At 40.0% G+C, this 22,331-nt stretch carries 22 protein-coding genes and 8 pseudogenes; 19 read left to right on the top strand and 11 right to left on the bottom strand.

Annotated features, from left to right (window positions below; translation table 11 throughout):
• The first annotated feature begins 213 nt into the window (after positions 1–213).
• The 6 genes and pseudogenes from EEL30_26235 (at position 214) to EEL30_26210 (ending at position 4,067) form a co-directional block, all read left to right on the top strand.
• Positions 214–408 (top strand): annotated as a pseudogene (locus tag EEL30_26235) (transposase).
• Positions 409–630: 222 nt separating this feature from the next.
• Complete coding sequence (locus EEL30_26230; GenBank protein ID QDX95457.1) at positions 631–873, top strand: hypothetical protein; 243 nt, start codon at positions 631–633, stop codon at positions 871–873.
• Between the two features lie 369 nt (positions 874–1,242).
• Positions 1,243–1,527 carry a hypothetical protein gene (locus EEL30_26225; GenBank protein QDX95456.1) on the top strand — a complete coding sequence of 95 codons (285 nt, stop codon included), beginning with the start codon at positions 1,243–1,245 and terminating at the stop codon, positions 1,525–1,527.
• A gap of 33 nt (positions 1,528–1,560) precedes the next feature.
• Positions 1,561–2,013 (top strand): annotated as a pseudogene (locus EEL30_26220) (hypothetical protein).
• Positions 1,998–2,528, top strand: coding sequence for a hypothetical protein (locus EEL30_26215; protein QDX95455.1), 531 nt, complete (start codon positions 1,998–2,000; stop codon positions 2,526–2,528). The pseudogene EEL30_26220 and the gene EEL30_26215 overlap by 16 nt, the downstream one beginning before the upstream one ends.
• A gap of 11 nt (positions 2,529–2,539) precedes the next feature.
• Positions 2,540–4,067 (top strand): annotated as a pseudogene (locus EEL30_26210) (phage tail protein).
• Positions 4,068–4,560: 493 nt separating this feature from the next.
• Here EEL30_26210 and fabG read toward each other — a convergent pair.
• The 6 genes from fabG to EEL30_26180 form a co-directional block, all read right to left on the bottom strand.
• Entirely contained in the window at positions 4,561–5,340 is a 780-nt protein-coding gene (fabG, locus tag EEL30_26205) for a 3-oxoacyl-ACP reductase FabG (GenBank protein ID QDX95454.1), read from the bottom strand.
• 115 nt (positions 5,341–5,455) lie between these two features.
• On the bottom strand, positions 5,456–5,620 hold the full coding sequence (locus EEL30_26200; GenBank protein ID QDX95453.1) for a transposase: 165 nt from the start codon (positions 5,618–5,620) through the stop codon (positions 5,456–5,458).
• A gap of 388 nt (positions 5,621–6,008) precedes the next feature.
• Positions 6,009–6,206 carry a hypothetical protein gene (locus EEL30_26195; protein ID QDX95452.1) on the bottom strand — a complete coding sequence of 66 codons (198 nt, stop codon included), beginning with the start codon at positions 6,204–6,206 and terminating at the stop codon, positions 6,009–6,011.
• On the bottom strand, positions 6,178–6,477 hold the full coding sequence (locus EEL30_26190) for a hypothetical protein (GenBank protein QDX95451.1): 300 nt from the start codon (positions 6,475–6,477) through the stop codon (positions 6,178–6,180). The genes EEL30_26195 and EEL30_26190 overlap by 29 nt, the downstream gene beginning before the upstream one ends.
• A 38-nt stretch (positions 6,478–6,515) precedes the next feature.
• Positions 6,516–6,926 (bottom strand): hypothetical protein, encoded by a 411-nt coding sequence (locus EEL30_26185; protein ID QDX95450.1) that lies wholly within the window; start codon positions 6,924–6,926, stop codon positions 6,516–6,518.
• A 3-nt stretch (positions 6,927–6,929) separates the two neighbouring features.
• Positions 6,930–7,055: a hypothetical protein gene (locus EEL30_26180; GenBank protein ID QDX95449.1), complete on the bottom strand. Its 126-nt coding sequence runs from the start codon at positions 7,053–7,055 to the stop codon at positions 6,930–6,932.
• A 450-nt stretch (positions 7,056–7,505) separates the two neighbouring features.
• On the opposite strand from EEL30_26180, the gene EEL30_26175 reads away from it, so the two are divergent.
• The 3 genes from EEL30_26175 (at position 7,506) to EEL30_26165 (ending at position 9,826) form a co-directional block, all read left to right on the top strand.
• Positions 7,506–7,949: a hypothetical protein gene (locus tag EEL30_26175; protein ID QDX95448.1), complete on the top strand. Its 444-nt coding sequence runs from the start codon at positions 7,506–7,508 to the stop codon at positions 7,947–7,949.
• Positions 7,950–8,515: 566 nt separating this feature from the next.
• Positions 8,516–9,406 (top strand): cation transporter, encoded by an 891-nt coding sequence (locus tag EEL30_26170; GenBank protein ID QDX95447.1) that lies wholly within the window; start codon positions 8,516–8,518, stop codon positions 9,404–9,406.
• A 60-nt stretch (positions 9,407–9,466) separates the two neighbouring features.
• Positions 9,467–9,826 (top strand): HNH endonuclease, encoded by a 360-nt coding sequence (locus tag EEL30_26165; GenBank protein ID QDX95446.1) that lies wholly within the window; start codon positions 9,467–9,469, stop codon positions 9,824–9,826.
• Between the two features lie 906 nt (positions 9,827–10,732).
• Here the strand turns inward: EEL30_26165 and EEL30_26160 are convergent.
• Positions 10,733–10,897 (bottom strand): tryptophan RNA-binding attenuation protein, encoded by a 165-nt coding sequence (locus EEL30_26160; GenBank protein QDX95899.1) that lies wholly within the window; start codon positions 10,895–10,897, stop codon positions 10,733–10,735.
• A 210-nt stretch (positions 10,898–11,107) separates the two neighbouring features.
• Here EEL30_26160 and EEL30_26155 point away from each other — a divergent pair, with 210 nt between their 5' ends.
• From EEL30_26155 to EEL30_26130, 6 genes and pseudogenes are all read left to right on the top strand, one after another.
• A complete protein-coding gene (locus EEL30_26155) occupies positions 11,108–11,635 on the top strand; it encodes a phage terminase small subunit P27 family (protein QDX95445.1) in 528 nt (175 codons plus the stop codon).
• 133 nt (positions 11,636–11,768) lie between these two features.
• Positions 11,769–12,118 (top strand): annotated as a pseudogene (locus EEL30_26150) (HK97 family phage prohead protease).
• A 421-nt stretch (positions 12,119–12,539) separates the two neighbouring features.
• Positions 12,540–12,878 (top strand): YolD-like family protein, encoded by a 339-nt coding sequence (locus tag EEL30_26145; protein QDX95444.1) that lies wholly within the window; start codon positions 12,540–12,542, stop codon positions 12,876–12,878.
• A gap of 4 nt (positions 12,879–12,882) precedes the next feature.
• A pseudogene (locus EEL30_26140) lies at positions 12,883–13,004 on the top strand (mannosyl-glycoprotein endo-beta-N-acetylglucosamidase).
• A 235-nt stretch (positions 13,005–13,239) separates the two neighbouring features.
• Positions 13,240–14,033, top strand: a pseudogene (locus EEL30_26135) (DNA adenine methylase).
• Positions 14,034–14,250: 217 nt separating this feature from the next.
• Positions 14,251–14,463: a hypothetical protein gene (locus EEL30_26130; protein ID QDX95443.1), complete on the top strand. Its 213-nt coding sequence runs from the start codon at positions 14,251–14,253 to the stop codon at positions 14,461–14,463.
• Positions 14,464–14,781: 318 nt separating this feature from the next.
• Here the strand turns inward: EEL30_26130 and EEL30_26125 are convergent, their stop codons facing one another.
• Positions 14,782–15,555: a LysM peptidoglycan-binding domain-containing protein gene (locus EEL30_26125; protein ID QDX95442.1), complete on the bottom strand. Its 774-nt coding sequence runs from the start codon at positions 15,553–15,555 to the stop codon at positions 14,782–14,784.
• A 401-nt stretch (positions 15,556–15,956) separates the two neighbouring features.
• Positions 15,957–16,763, bottom strand: coding sequence for a DUF2935 domain-containing protein (locus EEL30_26120; protein ID QDX95441.1), 807 nt, complete (start codon positions 16,761–16,763; stop codon positions 15,957–15,959).
• 936 nt (positions 16,764–17,699) lie between these two features.
• On the opposite strand from EEL30_26120, the gene EEL30_26115 reads away from it, so the two are divergent.
• The 4 genes and pseudogenes from EEL30_26115 (at position 17,700) to EEL30_26100 (ending at position 21,124) form a co-directional block, all read left to right on the top strand.
• Positions 17,700–17,942, top strand: coding sequence for a hypothetical protein (locus EEL30_26115; GenBank protein ID QDX95440.1), 243 nt, complete (start codon positions 17,700–17,702; stop codon positions 17,940–17,942).
• 28 nt (positions 17,943–17,970) lie between these two features.
• A pseudogene (locus EEL30_26110) lies at positions 17,971–18,256 on the top strand (hypothetical protein).
• A gap of 2,267 nt (positions 18,257–20,523) precedes the next feature.
• Entirely contained in the window at positions 20,524–20,733 is a 210-nt protein-coding gene (locus EEL30_26105; protein QDX95439.1) for a hypothetical protein, read from the top strand.
• A gap of 199 nt (positions 20,734–20,932) precedes the next feature.
• On the top strand, positions 20,933–21,124 hold the full coding sequence (locus EEL30_26100; protein ID QDX95438.1) for a hypothetical protein: 192 nt from the start codon (positions 20,933–20,935) through the stop codon (positions 21,122–21,124).
• Positions 21,125–21,146: 22 nt separating this feature from the next.
• On the opposite strand, the gene EEL30_26095 is transcribed toward EEL30_26100, so the two are convergent.
• Together EEL30_26095 and EEL30_26090 are read right to left on the bottom strand one after the other, a co-directional pair.
• The gene (locus EEL30_26095; GenBank protein ID QDX95437.1) at positions 21,147–21,692 is read right to left on the bottom strand and encodes an IS3 family transposase; all 546 of its coding nucleotides are present in this window, start codon (positions 21,690–21,692) and stop codon (positions 21,147–21,149) included.
• Between the two features lie 35 nt (positions 21,693–21,727).
• Positions 21,728–22,023 (bottom strand): annotated as a pseudogene (locus tag EEL30_26090) (transposase).
• Between the last annotated feature and the right edge of the window lie 308 nt (positions 22,024–22,331).

Below are 22,331 nucleotides of genomic sequence, written 5' to 3'. Positions count from 1 at the left end.
ATTATGGGTGAATCAGCAACACGACAGTAAATCCAAACGTAATTGAAGTAAGAGGTGGTTTTATTATGGAACAACTTTCACTCACTTTAGTAGGAAAACCGTCGGCTCGAATGGAAAAGATCTAAAATAAGATCACTACAAGAAGATGAAATTTTAATACGAACAATTGCTGGAGCTATTAGCATTGGTGCAGAAATACCTCAGTATAATGGTGGTCGTACTATTGTTGTGGTGGGTAAAACATTTGCTTCTTCTCAGCTTTGCTCATGTTGTGGATACCAAAACAAAGAGGTAAAAAATCTTAACTTGCGACATTGGGAATGCCCTTCTTGTCATAGTGAATGGGACAGGGATGTAAACGCAAGTTTGAATATTCTTGCCGAGGGCAAAAGACTACTATCTGCATAATCGCAGTAACCGTAGGGACTACGGGGATAGCCTAATCAATTAGAAACCGTTAGGTTTCCGTACTTAGGAATCTCGTCTCTTTAGTGATGAGAGGTTCAAAAAGATAGCATGGAAAGTAATATATTTAATGAAGACCATGCCTTTCCACGAGGTAAATTGATAGAGAAATTACTTAGCTTGTCAAAAGAGGACCTGACTGAAGAATATCTTTAGGATTTTTTTGTGAATTACAATGTGGGTGTTCATTTGCTTAAAAAAGAACATGATAATTTAAAAGACGATATGCCAACATCTTTTTCTACGACCGATAATATATGGAGCCGATATAAAGAAGAGAATTTTGAAATTATTCGGGTTACTTGGAAAGAAAAGAAAGTCATTTATGCAGAAACAATCAAAAAAAATGACCCTAGTGTCCGACCGTCACTTGTTCCATATTATGAGGATTGCAAGGAAATTTTTTAAGGGTTTATGAGATCTTGAAAGGTAATCTTTATAATATTCTTTTAATTGTAAACATATAAATGAGGAATTGTTTTTTCACAACATCGGAACATACGAACTAGACCTAAAAAAGTATGTTGCATGTTCAACTAACGGGTTCGATAGTTGAAAAGTGGCAGACACAACAGAGGCAGTCTAGGACTTTATTTACTCTTCTTAGTCCGCCGTTGCGGTTATTGAAGGTTTAGGAATAAAATAGGCTCCGTGAGGAGCCTTTTCCTTTTTAAAGTACGCATTTTATACTTTATATACATGTATCCAACGTTTAAAGCGTTGAATACATGTAAGTTATTTTAAATTAGTCTTGATAAATCCAGAAAGCGGAAGGGATTGTTAAAGCTTGAACACGGTGTAACAGAATATGAGCTTCCTGAAGACTACCAAACATGGATAGAAGGATTGACGGGGTACGATATTTCTGATCGTGCCCTTTTTCTATCCTCATCACCACTTGGGCCTGCTGAACTGTCGTTTCTATATCTAGCGGATCACTCTCTAGAAAGCGTTCCAACGCGGGATCATGGATTGTTACTGGATTTCTGTATGGCGAAAGCTCTAGACGAAATCGTTACGATAAAACGATACGAAGACCGACAGGGATGTGGTCCTGATTAACGCCTCCAAATTGGCCCAAAAAGTAAAACGAATGGTACCTATCAAGGTGAATCGGGCGGGTATACAGCGTGGGTAAAACTCAAACCAGGAACCGTCCGTAAAAAACACATGTCCAAAACAAAAGCCGGTGCCCTAACAAGAGCAGGAAAAAGATACAAGAAGAAGCACGGTTCTTGGGGAGCTGGTGGAAATGACGATTCTCCATTAGTTGATTCTGGTCAATTACGCCAGGCTTTAACTGTCGATGAAAAGCAAATTAATAAAGGTGTTGTGTATGTAGGGGTTGCTTCTGGTAAATCGGATAGCAAGAAGGGCGATCCAGGAAGCTATGCTGCGGCACATGAATTTGGGTACGCACCTAAAAAAATACCAGCGCGTCCCTTTCTACGTCCTGCCCTCCATGAAAATCGTGACCAGATTAAAGAGATAGCTAAAAAAGAAGTGGTTAAACAGCTAAGGAGGCTTGGGCATTGGGAGATCCACTAGTTTCAGTTTATACTGCCCTTGAAAATGCTATAAAGACTGTACATGGTTCTGGATTTCTCGTGACTGATGATATTCCTAACCCTATTGAGACAAAAAAAAGAGTACTTCCTGCCGCCAATATCACTTGTGTTAGCGGAACATCTGAGAAAGCTCTCATGAGGGAACACGAGCCACACGGTATTCTTTCGAACGGCAACGGAACCTTTACAGTGGGTACAGAGGCTGTACGATTTGAATATCTCATTCAGGTGTCTTTTTTTGCTGAGCGACCAAGCCAGGCACAACAACTATCAACTAAGTTCCTTGCCTACATCGAAACAGAAAACGAAATAGTCATTCCAGAAGATAAATGGGGCGACCCTGTGCAGATATTTATTACTTCCCCACCTCTTCCTCCACGAGGTGAACCTAATCTCTACCAAGTGGATGCCACTTATCAATGCACAGAAAAGTTGATAGTAGAGGAGCAAGTCAACGCTATTGATGTATCTAAATTTAAGCCAAAATTAACGTAAGGGAGCTGGTCTTGTTGACCATGTTACGCGGAGTGACTTCGCTACAGGATTACCCACCTGGGTTATATGTAAACGAACTGCCTGTACCTCAAAGCGAAGAAGTAAGTACATCACATTTTATCTTGGGTTTTGTAGGTGAATTTGATCGAGGCCCGATTGATAAATACATGTTGATTTCTGAAACACCATCCAAGAGGTTAATTGAAATTGCCGAGCCTATTCTTGGCCCATCTACCAAAAAACATGCGGGCAATCAATTGCTAGACCACTTGAACCATGTCCGTATTAAAAAGGCGGCTTTTGTACGAGTCTTGGGTAGTGGACACCAAACAGCTAGTTTGCATCTTAAAGATCGCCAAGACAAAGAAACTGCACGTATCTACCCAAAAGCTGGACCAGGTGAATACGCAAATATTTTCACTGTCGAGGTGCAAGAAGGAACCAAAGCAGACACCTTTAAACTGATCTTGTGGTCGGACTTAGGTGGGTTCGAAACCTACGACAACCTATCTAAAAATCAAGATGATGCTCGTTACGTGGAGAAAGTAATCAAATCCACTAGCGAGCATTTTGTGTATGAAGACGTCAAAGAAGACAGCGATTTTGATACAACACGACCAATAGTAATGGCTAAAACTCAATTGAAAAATGGCTCAAATGGAGCACCTATAACAGATGCAGACCGAATCGGTACATTTGATCCAGGTACAGGTGTCCGAACAGGCCAAAAACTGCTAGGGGTCATCGGGAACATCATCACAGACGTTGCTCATATCAACTACTCTAGCTCAGAAGTAGACAAGGCATTAATTTCTCTTGGTGAAAAGCATAACTTTATTGCTTACACGGGGACAAAGAATGCTCAAACGATAACGGATGCCTTTGAATATCGAGATCAATTTGATAGCGACTTTGGACAAATGGTCTATGGCTATTACAACTCTACGACTGGTCAACGTATCTCTGGTAGTTGCCTTTCAGCCATTGCTCACGTAAAGGGACAGATCGAGGATTCTGGTTTGGCGGTTGAATGCAATTGGATTGTTGGTACTGATCAGGAATTGGAATTTGAAGACTACCAGGAGCTCTTTAACAACCAGATAGCAGCGTTTCAACTCAAATCATCTGCCAAAGGTGATGGATCTTATGCTTGGCGCATGGCTAACGACTATACACTCTAAATACGATGTATCCGGCAACCCTATTGCGGACAACGAGAACCGAAAAGTCAATCGTCGCCGTCTGAATAGCTGGATCGGAAAACAACTAGAAGCTGTAGCCGCACCATGGCAAGGTAAAGCGATGACCAAACCGATGAGAGAAGCAGCAGACATGCGCATTCGTACATTTTTCGATAATTTGGTGCAACCAACCAATAAATTAGAGACAAGCAAGATCGAAAGCTACTCCATTCGATTTGATTCCAAAGCGCGATCAATCGACCAATTTATACAAGAATTGAAAGTCAAACATTACAATACAGCCGATTGGATTCTGTTGAATTATCAAGGCGGTACAAACGTGGAGGTAGATGTTTAATGGCTGAACAAGGATTACTCGGAAAAAAATTAATTATTGCCCTAACTGATTCAAACGGTAATGTCTTAAAAAAGACACCAGAGTTCCTAAAGTGGTCTGAAGAAGAAATCTCTACCGAAGAAAAAAAGATCCCATCGGTGTGATCTTGCCCCTGTCAAGTAGACAACTTTAAACAAGCCCCATCTAGGCTACCTGAGTTCGGTATTCTATCGGATTTTCCCCAACTAATTTTTCAAGGCTTTGCAAGGCATCTCCGGTAATATAGGATACTTATTGGCCAACCTCCTAGGGCCCCTACTTCCACCTTCACCTTCACAAAAAAGTGGACATAACCGTTCTTCTAAAACGGATGTCCACTTATACATAGGTTATGATGATTACATTGAGCTCGGCCAGCAGAGGTTCATGATGAAATGTTTCGCTCTTCAAAAGACAAAGACATGCGCCTGCCTTCTCTCTCGGGGTATCGATATGGTGTCCTATCGTAATCGAATCAGGTTTGCCCCATCGCTTCCAGACTCTCTGGAATAATCTGACCGCCATCAACGATGATAGTTTGGCCCGTAATATAACCTGCCTCCTTCGAAGCCAAAAAAAGAGCGGCGTAAGCGATATCTTCGACGCTTCCGAGCCGCTTGAGCGGGATGGACGCCGTCATCGCCTGCAGATAATGATCTCCAAGGCCATCCAAGCCTTCCGTCATTATGTTGCCGGGCATGACGGCGTTAATGGTAATGCTGTAACGCGCGAGCTCGAGCGCCGCACTGCGCATGAATCCAAGCTGAGCGGCTTTGCTTGCGCCGTAGTGCGACCATCCGGCATAGCCCGTGACCGGCCCCGTAATCGAAGAGGTAACAATGATCCGGCCGTATTCCGCCTTCTTCAGAAAGGGCAGGCAGGCTTGAAGGGAAAACAGAGTCCCGCGAGCATTCGTGTTCATCACCTGATCCCAATGCTCGCCGGTCATCGTCTCGATCGGCGCATTCGGAAAAATACCGGCATTGGCGCACAGCACGTCGATCCCCCCGAAAGTACCGGCCGTCTCGCTCGCAACGCACCTCATCGACTCCAAATCGGCGACATTGCCCTGGAAGGCATGAGCAATGCCTCCGTTCTTCCGGATTTCCACCGCGGTTTCCTCCGCTTTCGTCAGGCTGCGTGCGACGACCGCGACTTTCGCCCCCTTTGCGGCGAAGGTTCTCGCAATTCCTTTGCCGATTCCTTTGCTGGCTCCGGTCACTACGACCGTCTTATCCTTCAGTGGCGTCAGCATGTAGCAGCACTCCTATCCTCTGTTATATAAGTTACATTTTCCCATTGCTTGGATTCCTTATCATCGTACTACAAATCCAAACGTGGAGGCAATTTGCTGAGCAGCCTTTTTTCATCTAGCGAAGGAACTGCACTGTACCACGGATTTGACTTAAAATAAGGTTTGGGTCACTAATACCGAGATCCCTTGTAAGTGTTTTGTACCCTTGTTCACCGCTCAAATAAAGCCGTACGGCTTTTAACTTAAAATCCTTTGAATATGTTTTTCTAATTTCCCCCATAGAAAATTCCCCTCCTAGTTAATACAGTAAGGGGTCTTGCTTCTTACTGTCTACTAAAAGGGGATAATATCATATTATGGGAGTTACCTTTTTTTATGTGCCAAAAAATAAAACGTCAATTTTTATATTCTGCGACAAGGTAACTGGAACACATTCCAACCTTGGAAGTTTGCAAAACTCAAAAACTTATCTTTGATTGCCAGCCTAACAAATGATTCAGAATGGCAACATGAGCTATGTGCTAGATTGGAAGAGATACAGAGGTGAAAAAGGAAAGAGATCCTTTCATACTGAAAAGGGACTGACAACATTGACAACCAAATTGACAGGGTGGGGGTCGCTGGTTCGAACCCAGTCCGGATCACCATAGATAAGATGCTAAAATCCCTTATGTGTCTAAAGTAATTCGTACATTGGCATGTCCCAGACGTTCCGATACGATTTTGGGGTTAACACCTTGCTTTAGTAGTAGGCTGGCGTGAGTGTGTCGCATATCGTGAAACCGAATTTTTCTGACGTTCCCTTTTTTGATAATACTATCAAACGAACGGTTTAAATTACGTGGTGATAGGGGTGTGTTCAACAGACGTACAAATAACTAAATCGTGATCTTTATAAAGTGGACGGTTTTCTAGCATTTCAACCTTGTATCTATGTTTTAATTTCAAGATTTGGTTCAAAGTCTGTTCATCAATGGAGATACGTCGGTTTCCCGAATCAGATTTTGCGCCTACGTTGAATTCCTTACCATCATGCGAAAGGGTTTGAACGATAGAAAAAGTACGGTTATCCTCATCAATGTCCTTCCAGCGTAGTCCTAGAATTTCCCCTTGTCTCATTCCAGTTGTTAAAGCAATTAGAAAAGCAACGTAGTAACGAGATTCTTTTGCGGTAGCTAAAACTGTTGTATCTCATTTTCATCCCAGACCACAATTTCTTTTCTTGATACCTTTGGTGAATCAACCAAAGAAGCGGGATTTTTAGCGATCATTTCCCAACGGAAAGCTTTATCCAACGAGTCGTTTATGATCGTATGCACCTTCCGGATATTTTCATCTGATAGGTTTCCTGCCTCTTTTAGACTGTTATACAAAGATTGAATATCACGCGAAGTTATTTTTGATAATTCCATCCCACCGATTGTGGGTAAAATGTGACGTTCAACTAGGAATGAATAAAATTCCAACGTGCGTGCTTTTACGGTTGTCTTTTTATCCTCCAACCAGTTATGCATGAAATCTATATAGGTCATTTTAGATGGTTCAATGTATGTTCCTTTATTCAAGGCATTTTGTGCTTCCACCATCGCTTACTCTGCTTTTTTTTTTGTCTTAAATCCCCGTCGGAGCATTTTTTTATATTTCCCATTCTCCTTATAGTTGATAGTAAAATACCAAGGGTTCTTTTTTGCGTTAACGTCTTTATATACTGGCATCTTACTTATCCTCCTCACTGATATCTGGATCGTAAGCAATGATATCCTCGATTGTAACCACACGTTCCCAGTGACGCAAATTGGAGCATGGCAGTCAATAACTGTAGGAATCCCTACCTTATGAAAAATGAGAACAGGAGGGATGAGAAATCAAAGTAGCAAAGGTTATAGAAGTTTGTAGAGGGCGAAGTCATATAAAATAAAACAGGAAATAATATGAAAAAAATAGGCTTTAATCATGTGCCATTTGGTTTTAGATGGTGTAAATTTATATCATAGGAATTAGAGAGTTAGTCACCTGCTGGTGGCTATTTTTGTGTCAATCATGAATATACTTAAAATAAGTATATTGAAAATGCAGAATTAACGGGGTATTATATATCCATAATCTTTTATGTAATTTTTTTACAATAAAGGTTTATTATTGGAATTAGGAGGAGGATTGTAAAGATGAAAGCTGGACGCAAGGTTTTAATTTCATTATTGGGATTGTCTCTGATGTTATCAGCAGGAGCGACAGGAGCATTAGCGAGTGAAAATGTAACCAACACCCCAAACCAATTTCCACCAAGTATTAATAAGTCTGAAAAAAGTGTTCTTCCAGCAGATGATGCCCGTGAGAATTTTGTTAAAGACACACTTTACCATGCTTTTTACCAAGTGGGTCAAGGAAAAAAGAATGTGGTGGTTTATAATTTAAATCAAAGATATTCTCATAATCTACAAGGCATTCAAACATCTTATACAGTACGTTATGGTAACATTCTTTATGGAGTGTGGGTTTTCACAGATGGTGAATTTTGGAATAATGGGGATGGCGGATGGATTAACGGGGGGTATCAAGGTAGTTTTGTTACGTCTGCAGGATATGTACGATTCCATAGAATAAGTTGAAATCCCGTTTTGTAAAGAAGATATCACTATACATGATCCTCTTTTTGGATCATGTATTTTTTATTGGAATCAAAAAAGTGTCCTAATAAAAATATGTTTGCTTAATGTTTACATCATGTTGCAATAACACTGATTGAACTGTAGTTTCTGCAACATTAATAGGGGTTTTTGTTTACAATAACTAATTTAGTGAAAATGGGCATTTTAACCAGTTGAGTTACTGTTAGCAATAACTATCATTTCTGCAACAGTAACTCTAGTTTCTGCTACATGATGTATGCAATAAGTACACAAAAGAAAAGAAATAAATATATATAGGTCATTTTGATAGATATTTTTTCTCTTAGAACAAGCACAAGAGTATGAAGAAAAGTTATAGGTGTGAGCTAATCTGTTACCGAATACGGAGACCAAAGCTTTGAAGTATTGGTTCCTTGCAACTTATTTGTCAAAGACCAATGTTTTTTGAGGTGTCCTAATTTTTAATAGTGAGCTAAAACTGTTTCTCTAGACCCACACAAACTTTGTCAAGTACAATGGCAAAATAAGTGAGGAGGGACTTTGAAATGAAAAATTTCTCTGGATTACTCGCATTATGGATCAGCCTTATTAGTAATGTAGTGTTAACCGTTATAAAAGTTGTTGTAGGATATTTATTTAACAGTCAGGTACTCATTGCTGACGGAATTCATAATGCTGGTGATGTGATTGCAACTTTCGCTGCACTATCCTCATCAATGGTTTCAAAAAAACCAGCCGATGATGATCATCCTTACGGTCATGGTAAAGCTGAGGTTATTGCTTCAGCCATTGTTGCCATTATATTAGCTTTAGCAGCTCTTTTAATGGTCTATAAATCTGTAGAAGCACTACTCGAACCTGCAACTGAAGCAAGTGTCATAGCGTTGATTGCTGCGTTTATTTCTTTAATATGGAAACAAGTTCTCTACGTTTATTGTATTCGTCTTGGAAAAGTACAAAAAAGCAAAAGCTTAATTGCAACAGCAAAAGACCACCTTGCCGATGTTTACGCATCTATTGCTGCTGTTGTAGGTATTGGCACAACATTGATTGGTGAGCATTATCACATGCCATTCGCTCAATATGGCGACCCAATTTCTGGAATCATTGTATCCTATTTTGTACTGAAATTAGCCTACGAAATGGGAAAGGAATCCATTGGAATTCTAATGGAAAAAAACGTACCTTTGGATCAATTGAATCAGTTAGAAAATATTGTTCGTTCTATCTCACAGGTTAAGAGAATCGATCGAATTCGGGCAAGAGAACACGGTCATTATATTATTGTCGACATAAGAGTGAGCGTTTCAAATGATTTAACGATAAAAGAAGGTCACGATATTTCCCGTTTAATCAAGAACACAATTAAAAGTGAAATTCAAGATGTTGAAGAAGTACTGGTGCATTTAAACCCATGGTATGAAAAGAGTAGTTGAACCTTAAGACCATTGCCTCTTCTTTCATGCTTAATAGGCTAGTGGTTTACTTCATGAACAATGCCAAGTAATCCATTAAAGACCTGTTTGCATTCCAGATGCCCAACATTAACTCGAGAAGCATATTGCCCTATACACCAGAAGAAACAAGTCCAGCAGTATGATCGTGAACGTGGATCATCTACGCAACGTGGTTATGATGCTAAGTGGAGAAAAGCAAGAATAGGATTTTTGAAAAAGCATCCACTCTGCAAGCATTGCTATGACAAGGGATTGCTAAATGGTGCTACTAGGGTTGACCATATCATTGCACACAAGGGAGATAAGACATTGTTTTGGGATCGGAACTACTGGCAGCCATTATGTGAGCAGTGTCATAACCGGAAGACTGCAAGAGAGGATGGAGGCGCTTGGAGATAATCTATCAATTCATTCGAGACATGATCCATATGGCAGAAGATTTCTAGTAAAGTGAAGTAGTAGTCAGGAAGAAAAAATATGTTCCTGACTACCACTTTTTATTAAACTATAGATTCCCGTTATTGGAAAAGTATTTGTCCAACATTTACAGGGTAACTCATTGTTTCTGCAACTTTTGAGTTGGAATTCGCAACCATAACGTTGATTCTAAGCATGTCTATTAGCAATATCCACATCTATAGCAACAGTTTAAAGGAGGTATTCCCAGTCTTCTGCATTCCCTAACACAATCATCGTCAGGAAGAATAGAATAATAGTGATAAGGGATAGGTGGAAGAGGTTGAGGGTTAAGAGCATAGGGATATGGCTGTGGCTGTGGACTGTAAGGCACTGGTTGACTCATACCGTAAGGTCTTGAAGGTTCATATGGCATAGGTTCTGTACATCTCATATACCAAGGTCTTGTATTATACTGTCTACATATGGGCTGGCATTCTTGATCTGTACCTGGATTTTCTCCAGATTTGCACTCCTCCATACATTGGTCATAGGTATAAGGGACACGATAACAAACCAAAACAATCACTCCTTATCTTAATCTTATTTTCTCGATAGTATATTTAACTGTATACGTTTTGGGTGATTATCCGTGCGTAATTGGGTGAATACCTACCATACATAGCAAGGCCCAAGCATAGACGTTCACAGAGCTACAGAAAGTGGGTAAGGTGAGTTTTTAATGGTATTGGAAGGTATTGTGAGGGGGGTATCAAAACCTGCACAGTGCCAGCGCTAGACCGCGTGGTAGTCTTTTGTAAAAAAATTCCCTAAATGGATTTTCAAGTAAATAAAAAAGAGGCTACACCATAGAAAATGGTTGCCTCCTTCAAAATGATTCAGAGTAATTTAAAAATGTTTTTTTATAAAGTGAAGCAGTGTTTGTCCTAATGCAGTTAAAATAACACCTTTCCCATTACACTTTGGACAGATTTCCTCTGTATTATTTACATTAACTTGTTTTTGCCCTTTGCAAAAAGGACAGGAAAGTTCTAAATCATCCGTTGATATAATGACCGACACTTTTTTCACCTTCCTGTTATTTGATTAGTAGTGCAGAAGTATATGTAATCACCAAAAAACTAAATTACTTAGGTTACAATACCAAAAGTGAATTACTTATTCAACTAACAGGCATCAATAGTTTGACACTTCGCTGGATTTTTTAGGAAGGGTTAAATAGTATAAAAAATTATTTTCGATGAACAGAAAGGGGGTGAGGGAATGGCTAGACCAAGGCAACCAGTTGACTTGCTGCTTTACAAGGGAAAGAAAAACCTAACAAAAGCTGAAATAGAAGAGCGTAAATCCCAAGAAATAAAGGCGGCAAACGACAAAGTAAAGCCACCTAGCTACCTACCGAAAGACCTGAAAAAAGAATGTAAAAAAATTGCAAGCGAGCTGCTGTATATCGGCATCATGAGTAATCTTGATGTAGATGCGTTGGCTCGCTTTTTGTATGCTCGAAAAATGTATATAAAAGTCACAGATGCCTTGCTACAAACGAAATTGACAGTGCAGCGCAAACAAGCAATTCACGATAAAGACGGTGCTGTAATTGACATGAACGAATGGGAGGAAGCAAACGTAGCTTATTCAGATTTATTGATTAACCAAGATAAATTATTTAAGCAATGTAGATCAGCAGCAAGCGACCTGGGCCTTACCATTGCATCTCGCTGCAAGCTTGTAATACCGAAGCAGGAGAAGCAGGAGCCTAGCGCGGTCGAAAAGACATTCGGTGATTTATGATCAAACAATATCTAATTGACTACAGCCTTGATGTCTTAGCTGGTGAGATAGTTGCTTGTGACAAACACAAATGGGCGTGCATTTTTCTAATATTTATGGTTGGGTGCATAAGGACACGAGTTGAACGGATTATGTGCTTGGTTCAACGAAAAATGAAACTCTCAGATTGTATGAAGATGATATTGGTCTACGATTCGAACTTGATCTACCTAACAACACCTGGGGTAAGGATGCTTATGAATCTATCCAACGTGGGGATGTAGACGGGGTTTCATTTGGTTTTCATGTCCGAAAAGATGCTTGGACATATCTAAAGAATGAATTGTCTATGAGCGAACATTGACAGATATAAACCTTGCTGAAATATCCCCTACTCCCTTTCCTTTGTCCATAGATCGTTCTGATCCGTTTTTTCATCGACTTATCCCTATGCAAGTTTCTAGTGGAAAGGTACTTGTAATAGCCACTTCTCGAAACACCTAACACCATACAAATCTCAGTAATTGGATACATTGTAGACAAGCTCTCCACAATCCGATATTTCTTTCTTATCCCTCCCGCATCCAAATTTCCAAACACTTTTTTAGGATTTCATTCTCCTATCGTTAATTCCCAAGTGTTCAGCTATCTGTTTGTGAGTCCACTTTTCATCTAGATGCAATCGTACTGCTTCCAATTTAAGTGATTCTGGATAACTTCTAAACTTCTGTCCTTTGATTGCCATAAAAATACACCCCCTAAAGTTCATCGGATAACCTCGAGGGTTTTTCCAATGTCTACTTTAAGGGGTGCACTTCAAAAAAGCAGGGGGTTTTTGCTTGCGAATACCATTTCTAACCATTGCATAATCTCCTTATCATCAAACAAAATAGGAACACATATTCGTATTCGAGGAGATGTTTTTATGGCTAGCAAAATTATTGATCCACTTGTAACGAAATTTATTTTACCTGAGCATGCTGAGATGTTACGACAGCTTCACGAGGATAAGAAACTGATCGAGAAACCGAACATTGAAGAGGATGAGCTAGCCGAATTTTGCTATAGGATATCTGATTCACGTCAATATGACTATGCCCTTACAATTAGCTGGTGGAAAGAGACAAAAGAGGGTAGAGGCGTGATAGAATCCGCTTGGGGATGGGTAGATAAGTTTGATTCAACGTTTAAACAGATTAAGTTAAAGAATGATGAGGATTTTTGGTGGATACCTGTAGAAGATGTGGTTAGTGTAGAAGCATGACAGGATTTACTTACAAGTAGCATGGCATACAGCCAATGGATGGAAGGACACAGCGAGAAAAAACGTATTGGGCAATTGGCAGATGAATTAAGGGTGGCTAGCGGACAGGCACCTCAAAATAATTAATCAATTAAAGTGCCAGCTTTTAACTGGCACTTTTTCTTTTTCTAAATGAATAACCACATTGCTGAGTTAATATACAACACGGATTGTATAGATGGGGCTGAACAACATGGATAGGCTACACTTAGTTGGACAGATATTTTAAGGGCAAGTAGACTACAAATAACATATTTGAGGAGAATCTACCATGGCCAAAAGAGAACGCAGAACACCATTTACAAAAGAATGTAAGGAACAAATGGTACAGCTTTATATGAATGGGAAGCCGAGGAAAGACACTATGCCAGAACATCATACATATTTGGAACCGTTCTTCGGATCGGGAGCCGTACTTTTTAATAAACCACTGTCCAAGACAGAAACGATTAATGACATAGATGGACAAGTGGTCAGTCTCTTCAAAGTAATTCGAGATCGACCACAGGAATTAGCTGAAAAAATATTTTGGACACCTTACTCGCGCGAAGAGTCTTACGCGGCCTATGAATCTAGCGAGGATGAATTAGAAAATGCTAGACGGTTCCTAGTACGTTGTTGGATGGCCATAGGAGCAAAGACAAGCGACCGGACCGGGTGGAAAAGTAATACCGGTGGTGATCAACATAATCGACCTAGAGACTGGATAAAGCTTCCGCAAAAGATCATGGCCATAACTGAACGCTTAAAAGAAGTACAAATTGAGCAACAGCCATTTGAAAAAATTCTTGATCGTTACAACAGATCGAACGTACTTATCTATGCGGACCCTCCCTATCTTTTAGAAACACGGACCAAGCGACATTACAAGCATGAATTGGATATTGGTGATCATGAATTGCTGTTAGAACAATTGGACGATCATCCTGGACCGGTCCTTCTATCAGATACGCACACGAGCTGTATGATATCAGGTTGAAAAAATGGCATAGAGAAACGTTTGAAACTGTGGCAGAAGCTGGAGCAAAACGAACGGAAGTGCTCTGGTTCAATGAAGTGGCTGCTGAACATTTTGGACAACAATCAATATTTTCTCTTCTGGGGCAGGGTATGTAAATCCGGAATGGCCAAACACCAAATGTACGAAATGATACTGCCGCACTGGTAGATCAGGAAACACAAAACGAACGTTATCACTGTTTCGGATAGATTCAACATCAAAAGGTATGCCACATTGAATTGAACAAAAAATAAAAGGTGGGTTTGAAAATGTGCGACTATGATCACCCTGATCACTTTGAAGTAGATGAAAATTTTGATTTAAACACTAAATATGAACAAGTTGCTTAATCAAGAAGTGGAGAAACTTCTGGAATTCAAGATAAACGTTTACTATGCTGCTCTTGAACGAGAGAGGAAGGCAACGCAAAAGCAATACAAGCAGGAAAGAACTATTCGAGAGTTGGAACGGCAGTTGAAGGAAGCTGAAAAAAGGGATTATCCGCGAGATCAAGATACACACTTGGGCGAAAGAAAAATGCTTTGAAAGCACATTCTATATCGAACCAACGAGTTATAGAGCAAATGATTCTGCGAGCAGAAAGCACAGTGAGTTATTCCATACCGAGGAAGAATGCCAAAAAGCGATCAATGATATTTTGAATCCTCCAACGCCAGCAGAAAAGTGATTTATCACAAGCTCAAACACTATGCCGTATCGTCGAAACTTTCTAACTAACCTAGCAGATCGGCTACACGGCACGAGATGATAGAACGATTTTTGCATGATATCACACTCCTTGACGCTATTGTAGCGCGAGGAGCTGGGACAAAAAAGTTAGGGGAAGGAATAGCCTGATTAATCCTACTTTGTGAAGATATATGGAAACTGTTTTACAATTCCGTCAGTAAAAGCGTCAGCCATTTCTAACGCTTGTTGCTCAATTTTGTCAAATGTTGCAATATCCGATGCGTAGTTTTTATTTAGTCTATAGACTGCTTCAGCTTTAGTTAATGCAAGATGCTCATAAAACATTTTCCTAATGTCTTCCTCCGACCAGTATGGATTGATGCTATTGAGGAAAGATGCAATTTCATCTGCATTCTTATACCAGCGTTTTTCTGCATTAGCTACTGCTTTGCTATCTCCAGCCTTTGCTGCTTTAACAAGCTGAACGGCAATTACTAAGTGATCTCTTATCAAACGTTCAAATGTGGCAGCATTTTCTTCACCATAGAATGGTTTTAAAGCATTCGCCATATCAGGAGCATTACGGAGCAACCGTTTAGTAACCAGTTCTTCATCTGGCAAATTAGCTGCGATGCTGATAATAACCATCCTCGTCCAATAAACATGCTGTTCCCAAAGAGTGCGCATGAGACTTTTTAAATCAACCTCAGCTTGGCTAATGCATTCATGTACATTTTGATAAGGCGAAGGTCTTGGGCATGAAAATGGCATGGAGTATTGTACAAAAGGGATGCAAATAACCTGACCCACAAAAAGATAGTAAGGATCTACGCCTGGATTGGCAGCAACAATTTCATACACGGGTGTTCTAAATCGTTGAGCTAACAACCAGTAGGTATCCCCTGGTTGTATAGTGTAAGGAAATGACTCAAAAGAGTATGGACTCATATCTACTACTCCCTTCAAAAGGAACCAAATTAACTTACATATATTCTTTACTTTCACAATAGCTATTCGCCTAAACAGTATATGTAAGTAACTGTATAGTGATATGGGTCTCTGCCTATTTAGTAAACTGAGGAGAAGATGGAGCTACGTAATCATCTGTAACCCCAACTTCATTGAGCTTTTTAAGGTTTTCTTTACTGCTATCAACAAGGATGTACGCATCTTCGCCACCGTTCATATCTACTACTTCCAGGCTGTTCAGCACGTCCAAAACTGCTTGTCTATTCATCGTTCATTCCTCCTATTTTTGTCCCAAATGATCTGCTGTTCGGTCATTGTGCTTCCTCCTTTAGGGCAACCACGGATTAAAAATTCTTGTAAAAGGTTTCCCTCCCTAATTTTTATTCAATCCGGGGTCTGGTTGGATAACAGTCAGGTGATTTCACATCGGACACTTCGGATAGCTTCATCAAATAATAACACTCTTCCCGTGACATATGATCGGCCATAAGTGGAGACAACGTTCCTAATACCTCATCCTTTAAGCGTAGCTCCTCCAATTCATGCAAAAAGGCCTGAAATAGTTGAATTTCCATTTCAGCCTCATGATTAAAACGATGTAGCGCTGGGAAGTCTGATAAATTTGTCCGTAGGTAACCGGCTAATTCGATTGCTTTGAGATGAAAATGTTCAAATTGTTTTGTAAAGTGCTTGCTTTTTTGCTTGTAGTCATGTTCCACCATATCTAGGTGTGAAGTGATGGTATCAGCATGCCCCACAGCATCCAAGAGCCAAAACAGATGATAGTAAAGGGGATGAGATGTAGGAGGCCAATTATCGGATAGACAAGCCTCAAGGATTCGTTGATATTCTTCCAGTTCATTAACCATATGGTTTATAAAAGTTGGAGGAAGACTGATAGAAATTTTACCAATAAGATGTTGTTCTAGAAGATGAAGCTTAAACTGGCGTAGATTTTGTGTCTCGGAATTTGCTTGTTGGTTGAGTGTCTTGACTTCATTAGTTGACAAATTCCTACGTGCATAATCTAATAATCTGTCAAATGTGTGGATAAAGTAGTTAGCCTGCTCGATATCTGTTTGCTCTTTCGGAGCCAATGATTCAAAAATAAATCTGGAATGATCCCCTAGGATTTGTAGCCAAAAACGGTGTTCAAACGGAATATCATCGCAAGAATTTTTATTCACGTCATCCCCTCCCTAATACGTCCAGAATATGTTTGTAAAGCCAGAGGTATGTTTATGGGGTTCACTAGATGTAATTGAAAAAACTAAAGGCAGGGATATTACGCCTTATGTGGAGGAAAATCATGTCTATTAAAAATCCAATATCACTGTGATCTAGTGGTTATGCACACTTGCATAGAGGCTAAGAATCCAAATAATTACTGTAGAATTTGGACTTGCCGAAAGATGAATTTACGAAGAGTGAAGCACAAGTAGTGTTTTTAGAAGGGGTTAGTGGTTATTTTTTAACGGAGTTTTTACAAAAAGTAAATCTTGAATTTCGGGAGATACAGAATGAAGAACCGGCAATGAAAAAAGATTTTGGAGATAGTTGCTCGTCGATTAACAACGGTGATTTCACTAAGTTAAAATCAGTCCACTTCCGATGCGTTGATAAAACGATAAATGACTATATTGGAGAAGAGCATAAAAAGTTCTTCGATAAATCTATCCAAGAGCTGCAAGCGTGGACAGGCATCGATATGGAGAAATATCACCAGTATTTTGAACTCAATCACAAAAACATGCCGAAGCGTAAACGTGGAAAACGCAAGATCAGAAAACAAAAGGAACAACCGATCAGGAAGCTGAGGAATCCTAAGGAGTACAAAATCAGGGTGATCCGAGATGGTAAACCAGAATGGGGAAATATTATTGCTGAACAAGCCTTTCAATACCGTGGGTATGAGTTCTTTATCGCTTATTATCATGGTTGGTGGGTAGTATCAGATGTTGCAGCAGGAATCCAAATTGCTCGTCATGAGCGATATAAGAAGTCGATTCAATTTTCTAAGGAACGGATAGAGAAGAATTTTGAAAAGTATGTTTCGCAGGTTGCTAGCTAGCCTATCTAAAAGCTAAAGGCGTGGACATTATTCCGTATCTGGAGAGGGTAGCGTGAAAGAGGTCACAATCGTATTCTCCAGTGGAGCACAAACGCAATTTGATGTTGTTGACTTTGCTATAAATAAAAATTTGTCTGGCGAATTTAAAGGATTCACTTGGACAAGCAACCATGCTCTCGGTCCCCAACCAGCACGGATTAATTCAGACAGCGTTGATTTAGTTTTAGTAGAAGAGATAGAGGAGCAAATAGAAGAAGTTGTTGAAGCTGCGTTACGAGCCGAAGTGTCAGCTTAACAAAATATTCTGTGGAGGGGAATTACAAATGGCAAAGAAATTGCGAGTGACAATGCCTGATAGCTCAGAATGGGACGTGCCAGCGGAAATTATCTCCAAGAGCAGAGCGGATTACTATGCAGCGTAGACGCTGATACGGATTTTGACGAGGAGTACGAATACACTTTATCGAACGAAGAAGAACTGATCGATTGGGCTGCGAACAACATGAATTGGGAAGATGTCGAGAAGTTTGCTCACTAATTGGAATCCCAACTAAAACCTACTATCAAGAGGGATGGGTAAATGGTGACAAAGAAGTCGTGGAGGGCTGAATGGGACGGAAAATGGTGCGCGAGTGTATAAACTGCCATCATCGTCAGCTCGGCTGGTCCGATCATGATGGTGATACATGCGAAAAGTGCGGTAGCTACGCCAATCCAATTGGTTGGTGGAATGACATTATGAAAAGTGATTCCCCACAAAAGAGAAAGGATGATGAGGTATAGATAAAAATACTGTTTGGTTGATCCACATCATCTGTATGGTTGGACTTCTAATTTGTGGAAATTTTCTAGGCCGAGACACTTATGTGCCACCAAATAATCATGAATAACCTATGAGAAAGTAAGAAAACGAGAGCATGATTGCCCTCGTTCACTATGAAAATAGCAATTATTACTCGCAAAAAAGAATCCACGGAGGGCACCAGGGAGGGTCCCACGCGTAAACAGCAACCGGAACAGAAGCTACAATCATCACAGTAAAAACAACAGTAAGCAACTTTTTCATATGTATCACCCCAGTCGAAGTGTTCTAAATATAATATACCATTAATTACAATTTATGTAAAAAGTATATTAGCAAAGTATATTGGTGTAGGGAAGTGAAATTGTGTGCGAGTACATGTGGTGGATCGACGGAGAAGAAAAGCTGTTTTGCGTTAAGTGCGGGCAGGCAGCGGAGCACGATGCAAAGTTTTTATCATGGACACTCAGGAGAAGGCGCAACCATACAAGATGCGATATGTCGAGCTGTATTAAAAGCCTACGGGATTAATTTAACACATCGGTAATTATAACGAATGGGGAGATTGTTTTGAAAGTAGAATGGCGGATTGATGGAGAGGATTGTATAAGGGTCATAAGTAGGTGGAGTAGAAGTAGTTACTATTGATGCTTCAGAATCAAATGAACGAGGATTTGGAGTGTGGGAGAAGTCTGAGATAGAGGAGTTATTGCTAGAACAATTCTCAGAGTACCTTCCTGATGATCCAACTTTCGTAATGTTGTGATCTAACACAACACACAATGTGATAAATGGGAGGTTTTCAAATGGCTAAAACAGTCAGGTTCAGTGTCGTGATTGAATCTCCACAGCAAATAGAAGTCGTTCTGCAGTGAAACAAGATGGGAAAATGCTGTTTGTTACAAAGATTAAAAAGGTAGAGTATGTCACGAGCATATTAGTTTTAGTAAGTGGCAATGCAACTATTTAACAAACCAATTACTTGTGATAAAGGAGGATGCGGAATGAATCTAAATGAGGGAGACAAGGTTCAGGGCGAGGGCATCGGTAGCATACATCCAGTCAGGCAAATATAACAAATCGGTGATTAATTTATCTAGCTAAATAAAAGGCCCCCCAATAAGGGAGCCTTTGGTGCAATTAATGTTGATATGAATGCATCATCATTCTATGGTGATGCGCTCTCATGCGATGGTAATGTTCTCTGTGAGCAAACTCGTGATGCCTCATTCGGTGATGCCGATGCGCCATACTTAAAGAGCGAAAGTGATCGGCATGCCTTAAATGATGGTGCATTCTCCCCCGATGGTATTCAATAGGATCCATAATCCATCACCCTTTCTAACCATGATAGTTATGGTATGAGAGCAGCTTTAGAATTGATTATCCATTAGTGGAGTGAAAACAAAAATGAGTTAATGTCGGTAACGTACATGCAAAAGCATTGCTGCTACAAGCAATAAAACATAACACACGATTTATAAATGGGGTGGCGGGAACGATGAAAAAACATGAAGTCTTATCTGTTTTAGACAGGATAAGAGAAATGACGGATACGGAAATTGAAATAAATCCAGATTGGATACGCAAAGTAGCTCTATCTGCGTACACCTTGATTAAGCAGAAATCTAAGTAAATACAAGATGTAGGAGGTTTTTGAATGGCTAGATTTAAGTTTTGTGTATCGAATGGATACGTGGGATCAAAACGAGAAGAGATCGTCGAGATTGAGGACGAGGAACTGGAAGGATTAACGGAAGATAAACAAGAGGAGATAGTGCAGCGATACTTTGACGAATGGCTTTATAAAACATCGATGTAAGTTGGGGAAGGGTAAATTAACAAACCATTACTTGTGATAAGGGAGTTAAAGGATGAAAGTCGTACAAAGAAAGCTGTTTTTGAATAGAAAGGAAACTGAGATTAATGAGTGGCTGAGTAAGATACCAGTTGAGGATATTGTTTCGGTAAGTTTTCAAGCAGTTGGTTTTGAAGAGGGATCAGATGAGTACACTTCTGTTTTTTATAAAACGGAAATTTAGCAACCATTGCTTGCGATAAGGGAGGAAGACCATTGCTTTGTGAAGTTTGCAATAAACGCGAACATACGCGCCTTTGCGATTATGCAACAGGTACAGGGGTTGTAACGAGTGTGAATTTTCAAGAATTGACGATAACGTGTGATAAAAAAATGTGCAAGGAATGTGCTGTTAGTCTTTGGGCTAATTGCGAGGTTTGTCCTGATCACGCTGTACAAGTTAAGGGGAAATTACTCCAGGAGTGACTGGAGATTAAAGAGGAGGATGCGAAATGATCGGTGGGTTCGACATAACTCCTGATAAGTGGTACCACAAACTCTGGTTTTACCCATTGATAATTGCTTTGTGTATTGGATGGACAATATACGGGTTTATAGAATGTGCGGTTATATGGCTGAAACGGAAAATTACAGTACGGAATGGTAGATGGTGAGGAGGAAGCCAATGAGCAGAGAGATTGACGCGAAAGTGGTTGAGCGCTTGGGATGGACACAGGTTGATGTAAATCAAGAGCTTATAGCAGGTGGGCATGGAGTAGGTATTAGCCCTCCTTGGAGACAGAATAGTTTGTCTGGCGGGTTAATAAAAACGCCTATTTTTGACTACGCGTCAACTGGTCAAGACCCCGTTTTGTAGACAGTAAGAAAAACCCCGGCCGTTAGGCCGCTAACTGACGCCTAAATTCACTAGGCGTCAGTTTATTTAGCTTCAGTTGAAGACGTTCTTCGTTGTAAAAATAAATGTAACTGATGTGATAAGCGATAATCTCATGCGTGCATAAATCTTTGATTGCGGAAAGGTAGATACGTTCCTCACCGATTCGATATTGAGTAACGTCAGTTACCCATTTTTGATTAGGCTCTTGAGCGGTAAAATCACGGTTGAGTAAATGATCCGCAATACGCCCATCCGATACCTTTGCTTGATAGGTAGTCATATAGGCACGTTTACGGCGAATGATGGCTTTGAGTCCCAAATTTTGCATGATGCGTAATACTTTCTTATGAGTAACCCTACAACCAAATTGACGTAACAGTTCAGCTTGAATTCTACGATATCCGTATATCCCTTTCCTTTGTTCATAGATCGTTCTGATCCGTTTTTTCATCGACTTATCCCTATGCAAGTTTCTAGTGGAGAGGTACTTGTAATAGCCACTTCTCGAAACCCCTAATACCATACAAACCTCTGTAATTGGATACATTGTAGACAAGCTCTCCACAATTCGATATTTCTTTCTTATCCCTCCCGCATCCAAATTTCCAAACACTTTTTTAGGATTTCATTCTCCCGCTCTATTTTATGGACGTATCGATCCTGGTCAAGATACACCTCACGTCGTCCACGTTGATCAAGCAAGCCGAATTCCCCCTGCTTTCTATATTTTCTCATCCAAACTTTAACACGATCTTTATCGTTAATTCCCAAGTGTTCAGCTATCTGTTTGTGAGTCCACTTTTCATTTAGATGCAATCGTACTGCTTCAATTTAAGTGATTCTGGATAACTTCTAAACTTCTGTCCTTTGATTGCCATAAAAATACACCCCCTAAAGTTCATCGGATAACCTCGAGGGTTTTTCCAATGTTTACTTTAAGGGGTGCACTTCATAATCGGGGAGGGTTTTCGTTTTTTCTTGACAATCATCTCTGCAACCATTTTGCTTATTTTCATGAAATTTTGCAACCAAACATTAGTTATTTAAACAACTTCTTAATTACCTTAAAAACACGAGCACCCCCTCCAACGTAGTGAAGTGACCCAGTAGGGAATGTTGGTATTTACATTTGTTAACAATATTGAAACAAAATAGAACAATTCTTATGTAAGAGAGAAACTAAAAC

The organism is Brevibacillus laterosporus, from assembly GCA_007833815.1.
Classification (GTDB): domain Bacteria; phylum Bacillota; class Bacilli; order Brevibacillales; family Brevibacillaceae; genus Brevibacillus_B; species Brevibacillus_B laterosporus_D.
Note: the sequence above shows the minus strand (reverse complement) of the source record. Positions and strands in the feature narration are given on the sequence as shown.